The organism is Microvirga terrestris (assembly GCF_015694425.1).
Taxonomy (GTDB): Bacteria; Pseudomonadota; Alphaproteobacteria; order Rhizobiales; family Beijerinckiaceae; genus Microvirga; species Microvirga terrestris.
This window is the reverse complement of the sequence record NZ_JADQDN010000004.1, coordinates 254,639-275,224: the sequence shown is the minus strand read 5'-3', so window position 1 is coordinate 275,224 and position 20,586 is coordinate 254,639. Positions and strand designations below refer to the sequence as shown.

The following is a 20,586-nucleotide window of genomic DNA, read 5'->3' as shown; positions in this document are numbered from 1 at the left end:
TACTTTAGGCAACAGCACTCGCGAGCTGGATCTGCATGCCATCGATGACCACGCGGTTGCGGCCTGCCGCTTTGGCCCGGTAGAGGGCCGAGTCCGCGCGTTCGATCACCTCCTGAACGTCCTCGTCGCTGCGGCGGGCCATAGCGCCTCCAACGCTGATCGTCACCGTAATCCGTTGGTCCTGATGCTCGATGGTCAGGGCCTCAACGGCGCGGCGCAGGTTTTGGGCGACGGTGATAATCCCGCCCGAATCCACCTCATGAACGAGAACCACGAACTCCTCGCCGCCGAACCGTGCCACCTTGTCGGAAGTGCGCAGAGCTTTGGTCAAAGCGGCTCCCACCGACCGGATCACCGTATCTCCTGCCACATGGCCATAGGTGTCGTTGACGGTCTTGAAGTGATCGATGTCGAGGATCAGCACGGCGAGAGGACGCTCATAGCGCCGGTAGAGGCTGAACGCATCATCGGCGAGAAGGCTGAAGCCCCGACGGTTGAGCAATCCGGACAGCGCATCCGTTTCGGCCAGATGGCGGAGGGTGGAGACGTCCTTCGCATGCTGGGATGATGTCGCGATCACCTGCTGTTCCGCCGCGCCGGCTCTGCGCAGGAGGGAGCGGAGTGCCGAGGAAAGCTGCACGATCTCCAGCGATCCCGTCACGCGCGGCAGCTGGGTGATGGCCGGGTCGCGGCCGATCCGGTTGGCCGCTTCGATGATCGTCTGCAGAGGACGAACCACACCTCTGGCAATGATGAGGGCGCAGACCAGACCGATGGCCGCGATGGCGCAGCCCAGCCCCAAGATCATCCACACGATGCCTCTCGTCGCCGCAAACGCGATGCTGTCCGGTTGGCGTGAGACGACGATCCAGCCGAGACCCGGATAATCCCTGTAGCCCTCGGCGACGGCAAAGCCCGTGAGCATGGCCTCGGGACCTGACACATCCTCGAATGCGCCGGCCTTCGCCTGGCGCATCGACAGCAGATGTTCGTCCGGGAAAGGCCTGCTGCCGATCTGCGGTCCCAGGAGCATTGTTCCATCGGCGGACAAGATCCAGATGGAGCGTCCGTCCTCATGATACCGGTTGCCGAGGATGGACTGGCGTGTCTCATCAGCCCATATCCAGCTCAGATGGACACCGATCACCCCGACGATACGACCCGCGTCGTCGCGAACCGGAGCGGCCACATCGACGAACCTGAAAGGCTCGTTGTTCGGCGCAGGGCCGAGGAGCTTGGCCAGGAGTTTCGCCTCGTGCACGTCACCGACGGCGGGCCCCTTCAGCCCATCCTGAAACCAGGGGCGGGCCTGCACGGATTGACCTTCCAGCATGCCCTGCGTGGCAGCCTGCACCGTCCCATCCGGTGTGACATATCCGATCCAGGCATAATCCGGGTACGAAGCCTGGATCTGCTCGAGCGTCTGGCGGATGTTCGCTGGCTCTCCGGTCCAGATCGCCTTGAGGGCCGGCATCGCGGCGAGGTTGCGGGCTTCCCGATATCGCTCGAACATGCCGCGGTCCAGGATCTTGGCGATGACGGCAGCCTGCTGCGCCTCATGGGCCATGACGATGCCGCGAACGCGGCTCTGGGCGATATAGGCTGCCCCGACTGCAACGATGCACACGAGCGCGAAGCACAGGACACCGACCAGCAGGGTCACCTGCTGCCGAAGCGATCGATGGCGCATGGCCAACATCGCGGCTGTCCGCCGAACATACATCATGGGCGTCGAGCCTTACCCTATCCTGCCTATCCCTCGCCATCTTTCGAACAGATCAGTTAAGGGATTCCTTCCGCAACGGCATTTATGTTGAAGTTAAAGCAGAATTCGTTGCGTCTTCTTAGGCGCCGAACGAAAAAGGCGGAGCAGCTTGCGACTGCTCCGCCTTCAAGAGACTGTGAGAATGGCTCTGATCAGACGTCCAGGTTCGCCACCGAGAGTGCGTTTTCCTGGATGAACTCGCGGCGCGGCTCCACCACGTCGCCCATGAGCTTGACGAAGAGGTCGTCGGCGTCGGTGGTATCCTTCACCTTCACCTGCAGCAGCGAGCGCACATCGGCGTCGAGAGTGGTCTCCCAAAGCTGCTGGGCGGTCATTTCGCCAAGACCTTTGTAGCGCTGGAGCTGCAAGCCCTTGCGGCCGGCTGCAAGCACGGCATTGAACAGCGAGAGCGGGCCGTCGATCTGCATCTCGTCGTTCTTGCGCACCAGCTTTGCTGGCTTGGCATAAACGTCCTGCAGGGAGGTGGCGCGCTCGTCGAGCTTCTTGGCTTCCTGGCTGGCGATCAGTGCCTGATCGAGAACGGCGGTCTGCGTCACGCCGCGGACAGTACGCGAGAAGACATAGCCGCCCTCGCGAACCTCGCCGGTCCACCCGCGCTCGAGTTCTTCCGAAATGGCATCGAGACGCTGGGCGATGTAGACCGCAGCGGCAGGGCCGCGGACCGGATCGTCCACCACATCAGGGCGCAGGGCGCCGGCAATCGCCGCCTGCTCCACGGCCTTGCGGTTATAGCGCGTGTGCAGGCTGTTCAGGACCTGGCGCACGAGACGGGCCTCGTCGATCAGGCCCCTCAGCTGGTCGCCCTGGAACTCGACGCCGGTTTCGAGCCGCAACGAGGCATTCTCGATTCCTTCGCCGATGAGATAATCTTCCAGTGCGCGTTCATCCTTCAGATAGATCGAGGTCTTGCCGCGGGCCGCCTTATAGAGCGGCGGCTGCGCGATATAGAGATAACCGCGGTCGATCAGCTCCGGCATCTGCCGGAAGAAGAAGGTGAGCAGCAGAGTGCGGATGTGCGAGCCGTCCACGTCCGCGTCGGTCATGATGATGATGCGGTGATAGCGCAGCTTGTCGAGGTTGAATTCCTCGCGGCCGATGCCGGTGCCGAGCGCGGTGATCAGCGTGCCGATCTCCTGGCTGCCCAACATCTTGTCGAAGCGCGCGCGCTCCACGTTGAGGATCTTTCCGCGCAGGGGCAGAACGGCCTGGAAGGCGCGGTTGCGGCCCTGCTTGGCGGAGCCGCCGGCCGAGTCGCCCTCGACGAGCAGAAGTTCGCACTTGGACGGATCGCGCTCCTGACAATCGGCGAGCTTGCCGGGGAGCGACGCGATGTCGAGCGCGCCCTTGCGGCGGGTGAGCTCGCGCGCCTTGCGGGCGGCCTCGCGGGCAGCGGCGGCTTCCACCACCTTGCCGACGAGAGTACGGGCTTCCTGCGGATGCTCCTCGAGCCAGTTGTTGAGGGCCTCGTTGACCACGTTCTCGACGGCTGGGCGCACCTCGGACGAGACGAGTTTGTCCTTCGTCTGCGACGAGAACTTGGGATCCGGCACCTTCACGGACACGACGGCGGTAAGGCCCTCACGGCAATCGTCGCCGGTGAGCGAAACCTTTTCCTTCTTCGTCATGCCGGAGGATTCCGCATAGCCGTTCACCTGGCGGGTGAGCGACGCGCGGAAGCCCGCGAGATGCGTGCCGCCATCCCGCTGCGGGATGTTGTTGGTGAAGCAGAGCACATTCTCATGGTAGGAGTCGTTCCACCACAGGGCCACCTCGACACCGATGCCGTCCTTCTCGGAGCGGATCATGATCGGCTGCTGGATCAGCGGGGTCTTGGCGCGGTCGAGGTAGCGCACGAAGGCCTCGACGCCGCCCTCGTACATCAGGTCCTCGCGCTTGTGCTCCGCATGGCGCTTGTCGGTCAGGATGATGTGCACGCCTGAGTTCAGGAACGCCAGTTCGCGCAGACGGTGCTCCAGGGTGGCGTAGTCGTACTCCACCATGGTGAAGGTTTCCGTGGAGGCCAGGAAGGTCACTTCCGTGCCGCGCTTGCCTTCAGCATCGCCGACGACCGCGAGAGGCGCGACCGCAACGCCGTGCTTGAACTCGATCTCGTGAGCCTTGCCGTTGCGGTAGATGCGCAGTTTGAGCCAGCTCGAGAGCGCGTTCACCACCGAGACGCCCACGCCGTGCAGGCCGCCGGACACCTTGTAGGAGTTTTGGTCGAACTTCCCGCCCGCATGCAGCTGGGTCATGATGACCTCGGCGGCCGAGATGCCTTCGCCCTTGTGGATGTCGGTGGGAATGCCGCGGCCGTTGTCGGTGACGGTCACCGAGCCGTCGGCGTTGAGCGTGACGGTGACTTCCGTTGCGTGACCGGCGAGGGCCTCGTCGATGGCGTTGTCCACCACCTCATAGACCATATGGTGGAGGCCCGAGCCGTCGTCCGTATCGCCGATATACATGCCCGGCCGCTTGCGCACCGCATCAAGGCCCTTGAGCACCTTGATGGATTCAGCGCCATAGGCGTCAGCATTCACGTTGATAGCAGGTTCGGCCATTTGGGATCCTTCGGAGCGCAGCAAAGGGGGAGGCATGCGCTCGAGTTTTGATTCGTCAGATCAGTTATTTAGGGATGAATGGTTGAAATTTCACCCCCACGCGCATACGCGCGCGTGAAAAGGGGCCGAAAATCCACGAAAAACTGCCGAATCAGGACGTTTCTGAGGGGATCCTCGACCTTAGGTGCCAATTATGCTCAGCGCGCCGCAACGGCAGCCGCGGCCCCTGCCATGACCGTGCCGGTGGTCCGGTTGAGGAACCTGATGGCCCGAGGGCTGGTGAAGAGCTGGCGGGCCCGGGTGGCCAGGGCAATGTAGCCGGCAAAAACCACGCCCAGAATCGTCAGGGTCGCGACCACGAGTTCAGCGAAGCCTAACATTGTGATCCGGGTCAGGTCGAGAAAGGTGGGCAGGAGCGCCAGGTAAAACACCATGACCTTCGGATTGCCCATGGTCACGGCGAGACCTGCCATGAAGAGCTTCGCCGGATGTTCCGCCTTTACGTTCGCTTCCACTTCCTGACTAGCCGCAGGCGCCGTCCAGAGCTTGTAGGCGATGTACAAGAGATAGGCTGCGCCCAAATATTTGATGACCAGAAACACCTCATGGAAGGTCTGCGCGAGAGCGGCGAGTCCCAGGATGGCGAAAGACAGCCACACCACATCTCCCAAAGCGACGCCGATGCTGAAAGCCATCGCTCCCTCCGGGCCGCGCCCCAGAACCCGTGCCACGATCGCGGCGATCCCCGGCCCAGGCGACGCCGCGGCGATGAAGAGGGCAGAGGAGAAGAGCAGAAGGCCTGCGAGATCCATGGCGGGTTCCTGGAAAGGTATTCAGGACGTCACTTTAATCCACGATGAAGAGCTTGGCACCTTGAATAGTCTTCGAGCGGTGCGGCTCCGCACCGTCGGCAACCTGGTAGCTCTGGCCCGCCTTGAGGGTGAAGACGCGGCCATCGTCGAGTTCGGTGAGAAGCTCGCCTTCCAGCACCAGCAGGATATGGCCTTTGCTGCACCAGTGGTCGGCGAGATAGCCGGGCGTATACTCGACCATGCGGACGCGGATGCTTCCGAAGCTGCGGGTGCGCCATAGGGCATGACCGGTTTCGCCGGAGTGAAAGGTCGGCTCGATGTCGGACCAATCCGTCATGCCGAAGGGAATGTCTGACATCTTCATGGCTCGCCCCTTTATGATAAGAGTTCTGAGGGAAGGATCCGGCCCGGCAAGACCTGCAGCACATCGGCCCGGCCTTCCAGCTCGGCAAAGAGGCTCGGATCCGCCCCGGTCATCCAGACCTGACCGCCAAGGGATTCCAGCGCCGCGAAGAGGCCGGCCCGGCGCCGGGGGTCGAGATGGGCTGCCACCTCGTCCAGCAGCACGAAGGGTGCGATGCCGCTCATGCTGGCCACGAGCTGCGCATGGGCGATCACGAGACCGATGAGGAGCGCTTTCTGCTCGCCGGTGGAGGCGGTGTTGGCCGGAATGTCCTTGGGGCCGTGGCGAACGAGCAGGTCGGAGGCCTGTGGTCCGACGAGGGTGCGGCCGGCAGCCCGGTCGCGGGGCCGGTACTCGCGCAGGATGGCCCGGTAGCGATCCTCGGCATCGACGGCCGGCAGAGTGGCCACCAGGGTGTCGAGGTCGCCCTCCAAGCCCATGGTGGCGAAGGGAAAAGGTGAGTCTTCTGCGCGGGTTTCCAGAATCAGGCTTGCTAGGCGCTCGACCGTCTCGCGGCGGGCGGCCGCAACCGCAATGGCGAGTTCCGCGACCTCGCGTTCGAGGGCATCGAGCCAGAGCCGGTCGTCGGGGTTTTCCTCCAATACGCGGTTGCGCGACCGCAGAGCCCGCTCGAGGGCATTCACCCGCGTGCCGTGCTCCGCATCGACAGCGAGCACGAGCCGGTCGAGAAAGCGGCGCCGGTCGCCGGCCGGGCCGCGAAACAGCGCGTCGAGATCGGGGGTGAGCCAGACGATGCGCAGGTACTCGGCAAAGGCGGTCGGTGAGGAAGCCGGCATGCCATCGATACGGCAGATCCGTGAAGCACGGGAGCCTTCATTCTGAGGCTCGATCCCTGTGCCGAGACGATGCTCGCCGTAAGGCGCATCGAGTGTGACGGACACGGCGAAGGAGCCCGGCCCTTCGTTGCGCGCCATCTCGGCAAGTTCCGCGCGCCGCAGGCCCCGTCCAGGCATGAAGAGCGAGATCGCCTCCAGCACGTTGGTCTTGCCGGCCCCGTTCTCGCCCACCAGCGCCACGAGCGGGCGCGAGACGCTGAGGTCCAGGCTCGCATAGGTGCGAAAATCCTGAAGGATCAGACGGGCGATTCGGGAAGCGGCAACGGGGGCGGAGGACATGCGCCCCTTTCATTCAGGAGCGGGGGCGAAATATCAAGCCTCAGAACATTGCGACGCCATAGTACCGCTTGATGATTGTCGCCACCGTCGCCAAGCCGCCGACAAGTCCGCAGATCGTGAACACCGATATCTTGAGACCTTCCGAGGCCAAGTGCTTTGGTTTTGGAACCAGGAATACAAGGAATGGCAAGAGGGGCAGAAAGTAGCGCCCTTGAACCCCTTCAATCGGCCCGAGCGAGCCCAGAGGAGTCCAGATCAGGTACAAACTCACAAAGATCATGGCTGCCGATGCAGCAAGCCCGACGAGGAAGGTCCAGCGCAAAAGCGGTTTGAGGGAAAGTCCCTCCATGGCCAATGTCGTTGCGAGTCCGAAATATAAGATCAGATAAACGCCTTGAGGAAGTGGTGCATCCAGCCAACCCAGAACACCGATCATCTGCTTCAAGTAGGCATACGACAGCCTGTAGAGCGTCGAGAACGCGATGCCGGGTATCTCGAGCGGGTGAGAGAGGAGAAAGGCGAGTTGATCGCTGGGAGTCGTCTGAATCACCATGCTGTGCTTCACGGCACTGGCATTACTGATCATCGTCCAGATGAGGGGAATGGTGATCATTGCCATGCAAGCAATGACGTACCTTATATTGACCTTGGCGGATCGCGGTTCCACCCACCAGAGCGCTATCAAGGCAGCCACGGCCACAGCGGCATAGGGCAGCTTTGTTGCTGCCGTAATTGCTCCAAGAATGACCACTCCGACAAGCGTGGAGCGGCTGACCTTTGATCTAATCAATGCCGAGATCGTCAAAGAGCACATCAGCAGCGCTCCAGCAGCAATGAGTCCGTCCGGCGATGCAGATGCGATTTGATGCAGAGTCATCGGTAAAGCGCCAACCAAGGCGATGATATACTTTCCACCTGCGGCGAGATGGATCGCCAGAGCAATCACCAGAAGGCTGACAACGGCATTCAGCAGGCTTGCTAGCTGAAGAGACTGAACCAAGTGAAGATGTAGCTTTTGGGCGATCTTGAGGCCTATGGCTTGAGGAATGAAAGCCGCAGGGAAATAAACGGATGAATTGAAACGCTTCAGTTCCTCGGTGCCTGCCCAGTCATATCTTTTGAAAATGGGAAGCGACGTCTGCAAATTTTCGAAGCGTCTTCTGCTGACTTGTGAACCAAGCTGGAACCAGGCCTTGTCGACCATTCCTTTGGGGTGAAGGCCCGGGGAGGCTTCCTCAGTCAGAAGGACACCCCTTGAGATCTGGTAGGCCCGCGCAACGTGAGACAATTCATCCGGATTGCCGAGAGGCTGCCGGAAGAAGACGAGAAATAATACTACAGGGATGCAGATGGCTAAGTATATGAGAGGCAGAAAACGAGGAGAATAGATCCGACCCACCAAATTACTTGCGAAATAGGCATCCAGGGTATGGATAATACGATTTTTCCAAGAGACTAGCTGCTGCCAAGCAGGGGTCTGTTCATGTGTTCGCGAGGCCATAATCCAGGAGCTACTTGATCGTGATGAGATATATTCCGAGCGCAATGGCCCCTAATCCCGGAATGAGGAAGCGTGGCAGCTGCTCTCCGAAGAAAATGGTGCTGACGATCGGAATGAATGCGAAAGCCAGCGCATTGAACATGAAGGCGACAGAGAGCGGGATCGTCCTCAGCGCCGTGATCCATGCTACTGTCGATATCATGTAGAGGGAGAGTGCGCCTGCTACGGCAGCAAGGGGCGTAAAGTTGCGGCGGATCAATTCGACAAGAGACTCGCCGGGAACAAAGTCAAGACGCAACGCGGAGTATTTGAAGATCGATTGCCCAATGGCAATGACGATGACGGAAAACAAGGCGAGAGCGTAGGCGTTGATACTCACGCTCATGATGCACTCTCGCGATGTCGCAATGCCTTATTGGGACGCTTGGATTTCTCAAGCCGCGGATGAAGAGCCGTACTCGGGGCAGATTGGATATCGTAGTTAAGAAAGGCGAGCAGGAGTTGCGTTCCGATGATGATCGGCATGGCTGCCAGCATTACGGTTCCGGCGCTTGCATAAGCATCGGACTGCCAGTTTGCCAAGCCAAAGATCGTTCCGAAGGCAAGAAGGGCCAAGCCTAGCAGAAGCTCGATAGATGCGACACTGAAGTCACGCAGGAAGTATCTGTAGAAGATGCGCTTGGTGAAGTTCTTCATATGGCCCTTTGCGAACCGCCAGATCTCCTTGTAAGGCTGCATGCTGCTCTGTTCGTCGGCATAGTGAGCGTGCATGGGAATGTCCACAACCCTGGCTTCGATCACGTTCAGCCGGAACAGCAAGTCCGACTCGAAAAAGTAGCGCTTACTGATCTTCTCTACGGGTAAAAGGTTCATGAGACTTGCATGAATGGCAAAGAAGCCATTTGTCGGATCGAAGCTGTGCCAATAGCCCGTCGAGAACTTTGCCATGAACGAGAGGCCGGCATTGCCGATCAGGCGAGCGCGCGGCATGGTCATTACGCCTTCGGGCTCGAAGAATCGGTTGCCCTTAGTGAAGTCTGCCTCGGACGACAGAATGACGGCAGTGAAGGCAGGGATGAGATGCGGATCCATCTGGCCGTCCCCGTCGATCTTCACGATGACGTCGGCATCTTCCTCGGCCGCCTGAACCATGCCTGCCAGTGTCGCTCCGCCGACCCCAAGGTTTTTTTCGTTGAAGATGACCTTGACCCGTGGATCGCTGATCGTCTCACAGACGAATTTGCCGGTCTCCTCAGGGCAGCAGTCATCAACAACATAGATGGAACCGACCTCCGGACCAATTTCGCTGATGACGGATGCGATATGTCTTCTTACACGGAAGCAAGGAATGACAACCGCAACCTTCTTGCTGCCGTGAAGCTTGCCTGAATACATAAATGATACTCTGCGAGAAGTATCAGCCGTGTACCCAAAAATCACACACGCTACAATATGATCTGATCAGTTGATTTCCGCGCTGCACCGAAGTGACAGGAATTTATACCGATACTCATTCTGAGAATGCATCCCGCTTGGAAGCTCCATGCTTCTGCAGAAGTGAGCGCTCCGGCTCATACCTTACGCAGCGCGAGAGGCGGAGGGTAGCACGCGTTAAAAGAGTTTGGTGTTCGGGTTCGAGTTGACCTTCGTCGGTCATGGAGAGGAGCCACTAGTGAACACCCGATAGTTCCGGACGACCTGCTAGGCTTCGTCCGGAACCAGGCTCGGAACGTCACACCCGCATCGGCATCAGGACGTAGAGCGCAGCGGCGCCGTCGCGGTCCTGGATGATGGTGGGAGAGCCCGGATCGGCGAGCTTGAACACGGCGGTGTCACCGTCCAGCTGGGATGCGATGTCGAGGAGATAGCGGGCGTTGAAGCCGATATCGATCGACGCGGCATCGTAATCGACCTCCAACTCCTCCGTCGCGCTGCCCGAATCCGGATTGTTGACGGTGAGTGTGAGACGTCCGTCGCCCAGCGCCAGCTTCACGGCGCGGCCGCGCTCGGACGAGATGGTGGAAACGCGGTCCACGGCCTTCGAGAAATCGGCGCGCTCGACCACGAGGACCTTGTCGTTCCCGGCCGGGATAACCCGCTGGTAGTCGGGGAAGGTGCCGTCGATGAGCTTGGAGGTCAGCACTACGCCGTCAAAGGTCAGCCGCACCTTGGCGGAGGACAGTTCGATGGTGATGTTTTCCGAGCCATCTTCGACAAGCTTGACGATCTCGGCCACGGCCTTGCGCGGAATGATGACGCCGGGCATGCCCTCGGAGCCGTTCGGCGCCGGGATTTCGACGCGGGCAAGGCGATGGCCGTCGGTCGCAACCGCGCGCATGACCACTGAGCCCCCCGCATCGAGCGTATGGAGATAGATGCCGTTGAGGTAATAGCGCGTTTCTTCCGTCGAGATCGCGAACTGGGTCTTCTCGATCAGGCGCTTCAGGTCCGCGGCGGGAAGCGTGAAGCGGTGCGGCAGGTCGCCGGCGGCAAGATCCGGGAAGTCGCTTTCGGGCAATGCCTGCAGCATGAAGCGCGACCGGCCGGAGCGGATCTGCATCTGGCCCATATCGGGCGTCATCTCGAGGGAGACCTGCGCCCCATCCGGGAGCTTTCGCACGATATCGTAGATCATGTAGGCCGGGACGGTGGTGGAGCCGGCCTCCGTGATGTCGGCCGGAATCGTCTCGGTCACCTCGATGTCGAGGTCCGTGGCCTTCAGACGCAAGGAGCCCTCTCCGGCCCGCAGCAGGATATTGGAGAGGATCGGAATGGTGTTGCGGCGCTCGACGACGCGGTGCACATGCCCCAGCGCCTTCAGCAGAGCGGCGCGCTCAACAGTAACTCTCATAACCTTCGACACCCGGTTTCGGTGAAATTCTTGGCTCATGCCCCCACAAGGTCAACCTTGAGCGGGACAAGCAGGGCAGCAAGATTGGCTTTTGTCGGCAGAGAAAGCAAGGCCGGGACCCTTCCGGTCCCGGCACTGAGGCTGTTCCAGCCTCGATTGCCCCTATTCCTGCAGCATGCGCTTGAGGAGTTCGACCTCGTCCGAGAGGGCGTGGTCCTCGCCCAAGGCCTTCTCGATCTTGCGCACAGCGTGGAGCACCGTGGTGTGATCGCGCCCGCCAAAGCGGCGTCCGATCTCGGGCAGGGAGCGAAGCGTCAGCACCTTGGACAGGTACATGGCGATCTGGCGCGGTTTCACCACGGCGGCGGTGCGGCGCTCCGAGAGGATATCGGAGCGGGAGACGTTGTAGCGCGAGGCCACCAGCTTCTGGATATCCTCGATCTTGACCCGCTTGGGCTCCCGGTTGCGCACGAGATCGCGGATGGCGGTCTCGGCCGTCTCCAAGGTAATGGCGGAATTCGTGAGCGTCGCATGGGCGAGCAGGCGGTTTACGGCGCCTTCGAGATCGCGGCCATTGGCCGTGATGGAGCGGGCCACGAAAGCGATCACGTTCGGCCCCACTTCGAAAGTGGGATGGATCGTCTTCAGGGCCTCGATGCGGGTGGTGAGGATCGAGGTGCGCAGCGCCTCGTCGAGGGCGCTGACCTCGACCACGAGGCCGCCGGCAAGGCGCGACCGCACGCGCTCGTCGAGATTCTCCAGATCCGCCGGCGGACGGTCGGCCGCGATGACAATCTGGCGGCCCGCATCGATGAGGGCGTTCAGGGTGTGACCGAACTCCTGCTGGATCTGCTTGCCCTGGATGAACTGCACATCGTCGATGATGAGCAGGTCGATGCCCCGCAGGCGCTCCTTGAAGGCGAGCGATGTCTGGGCCTTCAGGGAGGCGACGAAGCCGTACATGAAGCGGTCGGCCGTGAGATAGATCACCCGGCGCCCTTGGGCGCGCACCGCATGGCCGATGCCGTGCAGAAGATGCGTCTTGCCGAGGCCCACGCCCGCATGAAGGTAGAGCGGGTTGTAGATGGCCTGTCCGTTCTGCGCATGAGCGACCCGATCCGCCGCCGCATGGGCAAGGGCGTTGGAGCGGCCGACGATGAAGCTCTCGAAGGTGAGACGGGGATCGAGCGGAGCGCCGCCGAGTTCGCCGCCTTCGCCGCGCTCCTCGTTTGAGGAAGGTGCAGAAGGAGCCTTGATCTCATGATTCATGCTCGGCATGGCCATGGACGGAGCGGACGATGGACGCGGCGCTTCGCTCGCCCGGCGCTGGGCTGCAGGATCACGCCCGAGGGTGCTGCGCACGCCGATCGACACCCGCTCCACATCACCGGCCTCAGAGCGGTAAACCGCCAGAACGCGATCGGCGTAGTGGGACTCGATCCAGCTCTTCAGGAAGCGGGTGGGGACGGTCAGATAAGCGCAGCCCTCGATCACCGAGTCCAGCTCCAGGCGCCCAAACCAGCTGGCGAAGATGTCTTCGCCCAGTTCGGCCCGAAGGCGGCGCTTGACCCGCGTCCAGACTTCAGACGCCGATTGCTCGCCTGGAACATCCATGCCGTTCTCATTCGGAGCGGCAAAGGTGCGATGGTCTTCGCTGCGATACATCAATGTCCCTCCACGAGGCATCCTCCTGTTAAGGTCGGAAACCTCTACGCATGTCCCGTTCTGAACACCAAGGCACAGATGCCTCACAGGTTATTCAGAACGTGGCGCCCCCAATTGTACTAAAGATTATTTGTTCGGTTTTAAGTGGAGACGATCGTCGTCTGTCATCTCCTTGGTCTTCACTCAAGGTCTGGCAAGTTTACCTCGCGATAAAGGATGAGTCTGCGCTTGCTTCTTGAGAGAGTGAAACAACAGCTGATCCCCGCGCATGGTGTCTTTAGTTCAGGCTTTGAGTGAATGACTTAACGGCGAGCCGTTGAAGCAAATTGACCTTACACAGGGTGCGGGAGGGCGTGCAATACGGCTGAGTCGAGTCTCCAGCTCTCGGGAGCATCCGATTGCGTTCACAGGCTCGTCCACAGGTTTTGAATCTGAGCTGTAAAGCGCTGACTCTTCAACTGATTCACTGTGTCATCACAGCCTGTGCGCAGGCCTGAAAAAGAGTTTTTACGCAACCTTGATTCAGAACCGATTCGGCTCGAATCGGAGGGTGATTCTGATGCTTCGCGAAGCTTTGCCTGCTAAGCTATTGCAGGGCCTCGATCTTTTATGTGCATTTTGATTCCGGGTTGTGGACCCTTCACCCTGTCATACGGGGATAAAGTCAAGCTCCCGTGTGGATAAAATTTGGACATAGAATCCGAAGTCGAGCACGAAAAAACCCGGCCTTTCGGCCGGGTCCAATCAGTCGTGAAAAGGCAGCTTCGAGAGACTGACTTTTAGGCGCTCAGCGTCTTGATGCGGCTCGCGAGACGCGAAACCTTCCGCGACGCGGTGTTCTTGTGCACGATGCCCTTCTGGGCCGCGCGCATCATCTCCGGCTCGGCAGCGCGCAGAGCGGCTGCTGCCTCGGTCTGGTTGCCGGAAGCGATGGCCTCTTCAACCTTGCGGACGAAGGTCCGCATGCGGCTGCGACGCGACTTGTTGACCGCGGTGCGCTTCGCGATCTTGCGGGTCATCTTCTTGGCGGACACGGTGTTGGCCATGGCCCATCCTCGTTCTTTTAAAATCCCGATGGCCAAGCTCAAGCCCATGGGAGAGCTCCGGCAGCGATCGGTTGATTGCATGGAAACCGAAGAGCCCGCGGGACGCGCGGGCTCATGTGAGGCGGCTTATAGACGTGATGCTCGCGAACGTCAACGACCATAGGCCTTTGCGCGTCAAAAAAGCGCCAGGAAAGCCTTCTGAAGGGCCTGCCGCCAGGGGTTGGCAGGGTCGAGCAGGAGCCGCAGGGCCATCAGGCTCGACACCACAACCAGGAGCGGGCGGATGAGCCGAGAGCCCAGCCTCATGGCAAGCCGCGATCCGACTTGGGCCCCCAGCAGCGAAGCTCCGGCCATGACGATCCCTAAAGGCCACACCACCGCGCCTGTCGCCGCATAAAGAAGGAGACTGCCGAAATTGCTCGCGAAATTGACGAGCTTCGTATGGGCCGTCGCCTTGATCACCCCGTAGCCCAACAGCGTCACGAAGGCGAGCATATAGAAGGAGCCGGCGCCCGGCCCGAAGATGCCGTCGTAAAACCCAATGGCGACCGGCGCCGTGAGGGCGAAGGCGAGAGCCGTCATGCGGGCATGGGCGTCCTCGTCCTTCATCTTGCGCGAGAGGGCAAAGTAGATCGCCATCGCAATCAGCATGACCGGGATCAGAACCTCGAGCACGGCGCGGGGCAGGAACTGCACGCACAAGGCTCCGGCAACGCTGCTCACGAACGCCATCAGGGTAAAGCCCCGGGCCTTGCGCCACTCGATCAGTCCCTTGCGCCCGAAGGTATAGGTGGCGGAGGCCGCAGCGACCGAGCCCTGCACCTTGTTGGTGGCGATCGCCTGCGCCGGATCGAGACCGGCGAGCAGGAGGGCCGGCACGGTGAGAAGCCCGCCGCCCCCGGCAATGGAATCTACGAAGCCCGCCAAAAAAGAGATCGCGGCGAGTGCCGCGATCATGTCGACGCCAATGTCAGGCACGATCTACCCGTTCTTGAATTCAGGGGGGCGCTTGCCCACGAAGGCAGCCATGCCTTCCTTCTGGTCGGCAGTGGCGAACATGGCGTGGAACAGGCGCCGCTCGAAGCGGATGCCCTCGGACAGCGTGACCTCGTCGGCGCGGTTTATCGTCTCCTTGGTCATCATGGCGATGGGCAGCGACATGGACGCGATGGTGTCTGCCGTCTTCAAGGCCTCGTTGAGGAGATCGGCTGCCGGCACCACGCGGGCGACGAGACCGGAGCGCTCGGCTTCCTCCGCGCCCATCATGCGGCCCGTCAGGCACATCTCCATGGCCTTGGCCCGGCCGATGAGGCGCGTGAGGCGCTGCGTGCCGCCCATGCCGGGCATCACCCCGAGCTTGATCTCCGGCTGGCCGAACTTGGCGTTGTCGGCCGCGATGATGAAGTCGCACATCATGGCGAACTCGCAGCCGCCGCCCAGGGCAAAACCCGCCACTGCGGCGATCATGGGCTTGCGCCGGCCCGACACCTTCTCCCAGCCGGAGAAGAAGTCGGCCATATAGGTGTGCGGATAATTCAGCTCTGACATCTCCTTGATGTCGGCGCCCGCGGCGAAGGCCTTTTCCGAGCCGGTGATGACGATGCAGCCGATATTCGCGTCCGCCTCGAAGGCGTCGAGGGCTTGGTTCACCTCGCCCAGGAGCGCGGAATTGAGGGCGTTCAGGGCCTGGGGCCGGTTGAGGGTGATCAGCCCCACCTTGCCGCGCGTCTCCGTGAGAATCGTCTCAAAAGCCATGTGACATCTCCTGCTCGATGATGGGACACCGGTAGGCGAGGGCGCATGACCCGGCAAGTGAAAATCCGGAAGCTCTGTCTATAAGATCAGGCGTGCTTCTGGCATTGCGGGCAGTAGAAGGTGGAGCGACCGGACTGCACGAGTCGGGTGACCGTCCCGGTGCAATCGGGCGTGACGCAGGGCTCGTTCTCTCGGTCATAGACCCGGAAGGAATGCTGGAAGTAGCCCAGAGAGCCATCTACCTGCGCATGGTCACGCAGGGTCGAGCCTCCGGCTTCCACCGCCTCGGCCAGCACGTCGCGAATGACATCAGCGAGTTGGTGCGCCTTGTCGGTCGGCTCGCCTTTCGTCGTCACGAGCGAGCCTGCCGGAGCCTCCGGATGAAGGCCGGTGCGGAACAGGGCCTCGCACACATAGATGTTGCCGAGGCCGGAGATCAGGCGCTGGTCGAGAAGGGCGGCCTTCAGGGGCGTGCGCTTGCCCGCGAACAACCGGGCGATGGTCTCGCCCGAGAGCTCGTTGCCGAGGGGCTCGATGCCCATGCCGGCGAAATGCTTCGAGGTCTCGATCTCCTGGCTGGGCACCAGATCCATGAAGCCGAAGCGGCGGGCGTCATTATAAGTGACGGTCGCGCCGTTGGAGAGCCCGAACACCACGTGGTCGTGAGCCCCCAGGCCCCCATGCTCGTGATGGAACTCGCCGGGCATCCGGGTGGCGCCGTCCTTCGTCACGAGGAAGCGGCCCGACATGCCCAGATGCATGACCAGGACCTCGCCGGACGAGAGATCGGCCAGGAGATACTTGGCCCGCCGCCCGAGCGCCTTGACCTCCTGCCCCTCCAGGCGCTCAGAAAACCGCTCAGGGAATGGGAAGCGCAGGTCGGGCCGGCGCTGGGTCACCTTGGTGAAGCGGGCTCCCACCATGGCGGGCTCCAGGCCGCGGCGCACGGTCTCGACTTCGGGCAGTTCAGGCATCAACCATCTCTCGGCTTCTTGAGGCCTCTTACATAGCCTTTAGGCCCCGCTTCCGCTATGGATCGCGACAACAGGTACAAGAGGTGCGCCCCATCATGACCGACGAGAACACCCATTTCGGGTTCCAGTCCGTGCCCCTGGGTGAGAAGCAGGGCAAGGTCAACGAGGTCTTCCGCTCGGTGGCCGGCCGCTACGACCTGATGAACGACCTCATGTCCGCAGGCCTTCACCGCCTCTGGAAGGACGCCCTCATCTCCACTTTGCGACCGCCGCGCGACCGGCCGGTTCGCCATCTGGATGTCGCCGGCGGCACGGGCGACGTTGCCTTCCGGATCCTGGATGCGGGTGGGCCGCAGACCCGCGTGACGGTGCTCGACATCAACGGCGAAATGCTGAAAGTCGGCGCCGAGCGGGCCGGTCACCGCTATGAGGGCCGCATCGACTTCGTCGAGGCCAATGCGGAAGTGCTGCCGCTCGAATCCAAGACCTATGACGCCTACACCATCGCGTTCGGGATCCGGAACGTGCCGCGCATCGATGCGGCTCTGCGGGAGGCACATCGGGTGTTGAAACCCGGCGGGCGCTTCCTGTGCCTGGAATTCTCCAAGGTCGACGTGCCGGTGCTCGACAAAATCTACGATGCCTATTCCTTCAACGTCATCCCACGGCTGGGCCAGATGGTGACGGGCGATGCGGAGTCCTACCAGTATCTCGTCGAGTCGATCCGCCGCTTCCCGCCGCCGGCAGCTTTCGCGCGGATGATCGAGGAGGCGGGCTTCAAGCGCGTCACCCATCGCACGCTGACGGCCGGTATCGTGGCCATCCATTCCGGCTGGAAGATCTAAGCGCGTGATCGGCAGCCTCTTCCACCTCGCCCGTAATCTGCGCGCCGGCTTTGTCCTGGCGCGCGAAGGCGCATTGGCGCTCGTCGATCCGAGCGCGCTGCCGCCGGCCGCCCGGTTCGGCTTGAAGATGGCCCGTCTCGTCGAACGGCCACAGGCTGGGGACAGCGCGGCGCGGCTGTCCAAGGCGCTGACCAGGCTCGGGCCCTCTTACGTGAAGTTCGGCCAGTTCCTGGCGACCCGCCCCGATATCGTCGGTGTGGCGGCCGCCCGCGACCTCGAGCGCCTGCAGGACCGCATGCCGCCCTTCCCCCGGGCGGAAGCCGTGCGCATGGTCGAAATCGCGCTCGGGCGGCCGATCGACGAACTCTTTCTTGAATTCAGCGAGCCGATTGCCGCCGCTTCCATCGCACAGGTTCACAAGGCTCGTCTCCGCACAGCGGAGGGTGAGGAAACGGTCGCCGTGAAGGTGGTGCGGCCCGGCGTGCGCGAGGGCTTCGCCCGCGACCTGCAGGCCATGCGCGCCGCCGCTCGCCTGTTCGAGCGCGTGGTGCCCGATGCCAAGCGCCTCAAGCCGCTGGAGATCGTGGAGGCTCTGGCCCGTTCCGTGGCCGTCGAGATGGATCTGCGTCTGGAAGCCGCCGCCGTCTCGGAGCTTGCCGAGAATACCAAGGACGATCCGGATTTCCGTGTGCCGAAGCCCGAATGGGATCTCACCGCCCGCGACGTTCTCACCACCACCTGGATCGACGGCATCCGCCTCAACGATCTCGCAGCCATCGAGGCGGCGGGCTTCGACCGGGTGGCGCTCGGCCGCACGGTGATCCAGTCCTTCCTGCGCCACGCCATTCGCGACGGCTACTTCCACGCCGATATGCATCCGGGGAACCTGTTCATCGATGCGGAAGGGCGCCTCGTTGCGGTCGATTTCGGCATCATGGGCCGGCTCGGCATGAAGGAGCGGCGGTTCCTCGCCGAGATCCTCCTCGGCTTCATCCGCCGCGATTACTTGCGGGTGGCGCAGGTGCATTTCGAGGCCGGCTACGTGCCGCCGCACCATTCGGTGGAGGACTTTGCCCAGGCCATCCGGGCCATCGGCGAGCCGATCCATGACCGGCGGGCCGACGAGATCTCCATGGCGAAGCTGCTGACGCTTCTGTTCGAGATCACCGCGCTGTTCGACATGGCGACGCGCATCGAACTCGTCATGCTGCAGAAGACCATGGTCGTCGTGGAGGGCGTTGCCCGCAACCTCGATCCGAAGCTCGACATGTGGACTACCTCGGAGCCCGTGGTGCGCGACTGGATCGAGCGGAATCTCGGGCCCCTGGGCCGCGCCGAGCAGGCGGGCCGGGGCCTGTGGACGCTCGCTGGCGTCATCGGCGACCTGCCGGAATTGGCGCTGCGCGCCGAGCGGGTGCTCAACCAGCTCGAGGACGTAACGGCCCGGGGGGTGTCCTTGAACCAGGACAGCGTCGCGGCCATCGGGCGTGCCGAGGCGCGGGGCAACCGCTGGGGCGTGGCGGCCTTGTGGATTATCGCGGCCTCGCTGATGATCATGCTGTTCAGAGGCTTCGCATGACGACGCTTACAGGCAAACGCATCCTCCTCGTCATCGGCGGCGGCATCGCGGCCTACAAGTCCCTCGACCTCATCCGCCGCCTGCGCGAACGCGGCGCCTCCGTTCGCTGCATCCTGACCAATGGCGCGCAGCAGTTCATCACACCGCTTGCGGCTTCTGCCCTGACGGGCCAGCGCTCACACACGGATCTTTTCGACCGCGAGGACGAAGCCGATATCGGGCACATCAAGCTCGCCCGCGATGCTGACCTTATCGTCGTGGCGCCAACCACTGCCAATCTCATGGCCAAGATGGCGGGAGGGCATGCGGATGACCTCGCCTCCACGGTGCTGCTCGCCACCACCCTGCCGATCCTGATTGCGCCGGCCATGAACGTGCGCATGTGGCTGCACCCGGCGACACAGCGCAATCTGAAAACCCTGCTGGCCGATGGCATTCACATGGTCGGGCCCAATGAGGGCGCCATGGCGGAGGCCGAGTTCGGTCCCGGCCGCATGGCCGAGCCTCTTGAGATCGCAGCGGCCGTCGAGCAACTGCTCGCGCCCTCGGGCCCGCTTGCCGGCAAGCACGTGATCATCACCTCCGGCCCGACGCACGAGCCCATCGATCCGGTGCGCTACATCGCCAACCGCTCCTCCGGCAAGCAGGGGCACGCCATTGCAAAGGCTGCTGCGGAGGCCGGTGCGCGCGTGACCCTGATCGCCGGTCCCGTGACCCTGCCGGATCCTGCGGGCGTGACGGTCGTGCATGTGGAGAGCGCCCGGGCCATGCTGGAAGCCGTGGAGCAGGCGCTGCCCGCCGATATCGGCATCTTCGCCGCCGCCGTGGCCGACTGGCGCGTGGCCAATGCGGGCGAGCAGAAGATCAAGAAGAAGGACGGCGCCCTGCCGAACCTGTCGCTCACCGAGAACCCGGACATCCTCGGTACCATCGCACGCCGCACGGAGGGCCGCCCGCCACTCATGGTGGGCTTTGCGGCGGAAACCGAGAACGTGATTGAGCATGCGAAGCAGAAGCTCGCGAGGAAGGGCTGCGACCTCATCGTCGCCAACGATGTCTCGGCTGAAACGGGTGTGATGGGCGGTGACAGCAACACCGTGCATCTGGTCTCAGCCTCGGATGTGGAGACCTGGCCGACCCTGTCGAAAACCGATGTGGCGAAGAAGCTCGTCGAGCGTCTGAGCGCGATGGTCGGAGGTGCAAAGCCATGAGCCATCGCTTGCGCATCCAGCGCCTCGCCCATGCCGCCGATCTGCCGCTGCCGCGCTATGAGACCGCCGGTGCCGCAGGCATGGACCTCATCGCAGCCAATCCTGCTGATACGCCGATTGTCCTGCAGCCACTGCAGCGTGTGCTCGTTCCGACGGGCCTTGTGTTTCAGCTCGAGACCGGTTTCGAAGCGCAGGTGCGGCCTCGCTCGGGGCTGGCCTTCAAGCACGGCGTCACGGTGCTCAATGCGCCGGGCACCATCGATGCGGATTACCGCGGCGAGGTGCAGGTGCTGCTCGTCAATCTGGGGGCCGTGCCCTTCACCGTCACGCGCGGCATGCGGATTGCTCAAGTGATCGTCGCGCCCGTTATCCAGGTGGAGCCTTGGGAAGTGGAGCAGGTCGACGAGACGCCTCGCGCTGGCGGCGGCTTCGGCTCCACGGGATTGGGGTAGAGCATCGTGCGG

General features: G+C 62.5%; 18 protein-coding genes. 4 read left to right on the top strand and 14 right to left on the bottom strand.

What is annotated here, in order from left to right; genetic code table 11:
* Positions 1 to 4: 4 nt before the first annotated feature.
* The 14 genes from I2H36_RS10370 to mutM all read right to left on the bottom strand — a co-directional run bounded on the left by I2H36_RS10370 (position 5) and on the right by mutM (position 16,487).
* Complete coding sequence (locus tag I2H36_RS10370) at positions 5 to 1,690, bottom strand: sensor domain-containing diguanylate cyclase (RefSeq protein WP_196263808.1); 1,686 nt, start codon at positions 1,688 to 1,690, stop codon at positions 5 to 7.
* A gap of 227 nt (positions 1,691 to 1,917) precedes the next feature.
* Positions 1,918 to 4,344, bottom strand: coding sequence for a DNA topoisomerase (ATP-hydrolyzing) subunit B (gyrB, locus tag I2H36_RS10365; protein ID WP_196263807.1), 2,427 nt, complete (start codon positions 4,342 to 4,344; stop codon positions 1,918 to 1,920).
* Positions 4,345 to 4,541: 197 nt separating this feature from the next.
* On the bottom strand, positions 4,542 to 5,156 hold the full coding sequence (locus tag I2H36_RS10360) for a LysE family translocator (RefSeq protein ID WP_196263806.1): 615 nt from the start codon (positions 5,154 to 5,156) through the stop codon (positions 4,542 to 4,544).
* Positions 5,157 to 5,190: 34 nt separating this feature from the next.
* The gene (locus I2H36_RS10355) at positions 5,191 to 5,520 is read right to left on the bottom strand and encodes a DHCW motif cupin fold protein (protein ID WP_196263805.1); all 330 of its coding nucleotides are present in this window, start codon (positions 5,518 to 5,520) and stop codon (positions 5,191 to 5,193) included.
* Positions 5,521 to 5,531: 11 nt separating this feature from the next.
* Positions 5,532 to 6,695, bottom strand: coding sequence for a DNA replication/repair protein RecF (recF, locus tag I2H36_RS10350; protein ID WP_196263804.1), 1,164 nt, complete (start codon positions 6,693 to 6,695; stop codon positions 5,532 to 5,534).
* 40 nt (positions 6,696 to 6,735) lie between these two features.
* The gene (locus tag I2H36_RS10345) at positions 6,736 to 8,196 is read right to left on the bottom strand and encodes a DUF2142 domain-containing protein (RefSeq protein ID WP_196263803.1); all 1,461 of its coding nucleotides are present in this window, start codon (positions 8,194 to 8,196) and stop codon (positions 6,736 to 6,738) included.
* A gap of 10 nt (positions 8,197 to 8,206) precedes the next feature.
* Complete coding sequence (locus tag I2H36_RS10340; protein WP_196263802.1) at positions 8,207 to 8,581, bottom strand: DMT family transporter; 375 nt, start codon at positions 8,579 to 8,581, stop codon at positions 8,207 to 8,209.
* A complete protein-coding gene (locus I2H36_RS10335) occupies positions 8,578 to 9,636 on the bottom strand; it encodes a glycosyltransferase family 2 protein (RefSeq protein WP_343234430.1) in 1,059 nt (352 codons plus the stop codon). Before I2H36_RS10335 ends, I2H36_RS10340 begins: the two co-directional genes overlap by 4 nt.
* A 292-nt stretch (positions 9,637 to 9,928) precedes the next feature.
* Entirely contained in the window at positions 9,929 to 11,047 is a 1,119-nt protein-coding gene (gene dnaN, locus I2H36_RS10330) for a DNA polymerase III subunit beta (protein ID WP_196263801.1), read from the bottom strand.
* Between the two features lie 162 nt (positions 11,048 to 11,209).
* Entirely contained in the window at positions 11,210 to 12,661 is a 1,452-nt protein-coding gene (gene dnaA / locus I2H36_RS10325) for a chromosomal replication initiator protein DnaA (RefSeq protein WP_246718757.1), read from the bottom strand.
* An 830-nt stretch (positions 12,662 to 13,491) separates the two neighbouring features.
* Positions 13,492 to 13,758: a 30S ribosomal protein S20 gene (gene rpsT / locus I2H36_RS10320; RefSeq protein WP_190845224.1), complete on the bottom strand. Its 267-nt coding sequence runs from the start codon at positions 13,756 to 13,758 to the stop codon at positions 13,492 to 13,494.
* 174 nt (positions 13,759 to 13,932) lie between these two features.
* Positions 13,933 to 14,715, bottom strand: a complete 783-nt coding sequence (locus I2H36_RS10315) for a TSUP family transporter (RefSeq protein ID WP_196263965.1) — start codon at positions 14,713 to 14,715, stop codon at positions 13,933 to 13,935.
* Positions 14,716 to 14,739: 24 nt separating this feature from the next.
* Entirely contained in the window at positions 14,740 to 15,513 is a 774-nt protein-coding gene (locus tag I2H36_RS10310; protein WP_196263799.1) for an enoyl-CoA hydratase, read from the bottom strand.
* Between the two features lie 86 nt (positions 15,514 to 15,599).
* Complete coding sequence (gene mutM, locus I2H36_RS10305; protein ID WP_196263798.1) at positions 15,600 to 16,487, bottom strand: bifunctional DNA-formamidopyrimidine glycosylase/DNA-(apurinic or apyrimidinic site) lyase; 888 nt, start codon at positions 16,485 to 16,487, stop codon at positions 15,600 to 15,602.
* A 95-nt stretch (positions 16,488 to 16,582) separates the two neighbouring features.
* Here mutM and ubiE point away from each other — a divergent pair, with 95 nt between their 5' ends.
* Genes ubiE through dut form a run of 4 tightly spaced genes read left to right on the top strand, consistent with a single transcriptional unit; the run spans position 16,583 to position 20,574 of the window.
* Complete coding sequence (gene ubiE / locus I2H36_RS10300) at positions 16,583 to 17,332, top strand: bifunctional demethylmenaquinone methyltransferase/2-methoxy-6-polyprenyl-1,4-benzoquinol methylase UbiE (protein WP_196263797.1); 750 nt, start codon at positions 16,583 to 16,585, stop codon at positions 17,330 to 17,332.
* A 4-nt stretch (positions 17,333 to 17,336) separates the two neighbouring features.
* Positions 17,337 to 18,911, top strand: a complete 1,575-nt coding sequence (ubiB, locus tag I2H36_RS10295; protein ID WP_196263796.1) for a 2-polyprenylphenol 6-hydroxylase — start codon at positions 17,337 to 17,339, stop codon at positions 18,909 to 18,911.
* Positions 18,908 to 20,122 (top strand): bifunctional phosphopantothenoylcysteine decarboxylase/phosphopantothenate--cysteine ligase CoaBC, encoded by a 1,215-nt coding sequence (gene coaBC / locus I2H36_RS10290; protein WP_196263795.1) that lies wholly within the window; start codon positions 18,908 to 18,910, stop codon positions 20,120 to 20,122. Before ubiB ends, coaBC begins: the two co-directional genes overlap by 4 nt.
* Entirely contained in the window at positions 20,119 to 20,574 is a 456-nt protein-coding gene (gene dut / locus I2H36_RS10285) for a dUTP diphosphatase (RefSeq protein WP_196263794.1), read from the top strand. Before coaBC ends, dut begins: the two co-directional genes overlap by 4 nt.
* The last annotated feature ends 12 nt before the right edge of the window (positions 20,575 to 20,586 follow it).

Coding starts and splice junctions, on each gene's coding strand:
- coaBC (WP_196263795.1), top strand. CDS start 18,908: ATGACGACGCTTACAGGCAAACGCATCCTCCTCGTCATCGGCGGCGGC.
- I2H36_RS10345 (WP_196263803.1), bottom strand. CDS start 8,196: ATGGCCTCGCGAACACATGAACAGACCCCTGCTTGGCAGCAGCTAGTC.
- gyrB (WP_196263807.1), bottom strand. CDS start 4,344: ATGGCCGAACCTGCTATCAACGTGAATGCTGACGCCTATGGCGCTGAA.
- mutM (WP_196263798.1), bottom strand. CDS start 16,487: ATGCCTGAACTGCCCGAAGTCGAGACCGTGCGCCGCGGCCTGGAGCCC.
- I2H36_RS10340 (WP_196263802.1), bottom strand. CDS start 8,581: ATGAGCGTGAGTATCAACGCCTACGCTCTCGCCTTGTTTTCCGTCATC.
- recF (WP_196263804.1), bottom strand. CDS start 6,695: ATGTCCTCCGCCCCCGTTGCCGCTTCCCGAATCGCCCGTCTGATCCTT.
- ubiE (WP_196263797.1), top strand. CDS start 16,583: ATGACCGACGAGAACACCCATTTCGGGTTCCAGTCCGTGCCCCTGGGT.
- dnaN (WP_196263801.1), bottom strand. CDS start 11,047: ATGAGAGTTACTGTTGAGCGCGCCGCTCTGCTGAAGGCGCTGGGGCAT.
- dnaA (WP_246718757.1), bottom strand. CDS start 12,661: ATGGATGTTCCAGGCGAGCAATCGGCGTCTGAAGTCTGGACGCGGGTC.
- I2H36_RS10370 (WP_196263808.1), bottom strand. CDS start 1,690: ATGCGCCATCGATCGCTTCGGCAGCAGGTGACCCTGCTGGTCGGTGTC.
- I2H36_RS10360 (WP_196263806.1), bottom strand. CDS start 5,156: ATGGATCTCGCAGGCCTTCTGCTCTTCTCCTCTGCCCTCTTCATCGCC.
- rpsT (WP_190845224.1), bottom strand. CDS start 13,758: ATGGCCAACACCGTGTCCGCCAAGAAGATGACCCGCAAGATCGCGAAG.
- I2H36_RS10355 (WP_196263805.1), bottom strand. CDS start 5,520: ATGAAGATGTCAGACATTCCCTTCGGCATGACGGATTGGTCCGACATC.
- dut (WP_196263794.1), top strand. CDS start 20,119: ATGAGCCATCGCTTGCGCATCCAGCGCCTCGCCCATGCCGCCGATCTG.
- I2H36_RS10315 (WP_196263965.1), bottom strand. CDS start 14,715: ATGATCGCGGCACTCGCCGCGATCTCTTTTTTGGCGGGCTTCGTAGAT.
- I2H36_RS10310 (WP_196263799.1), bottom strand. CDS start 15,513: ATGGCTTTTGAGACGATTCTCACGGAGACGCGCGGCAAGGTGGGGCTG.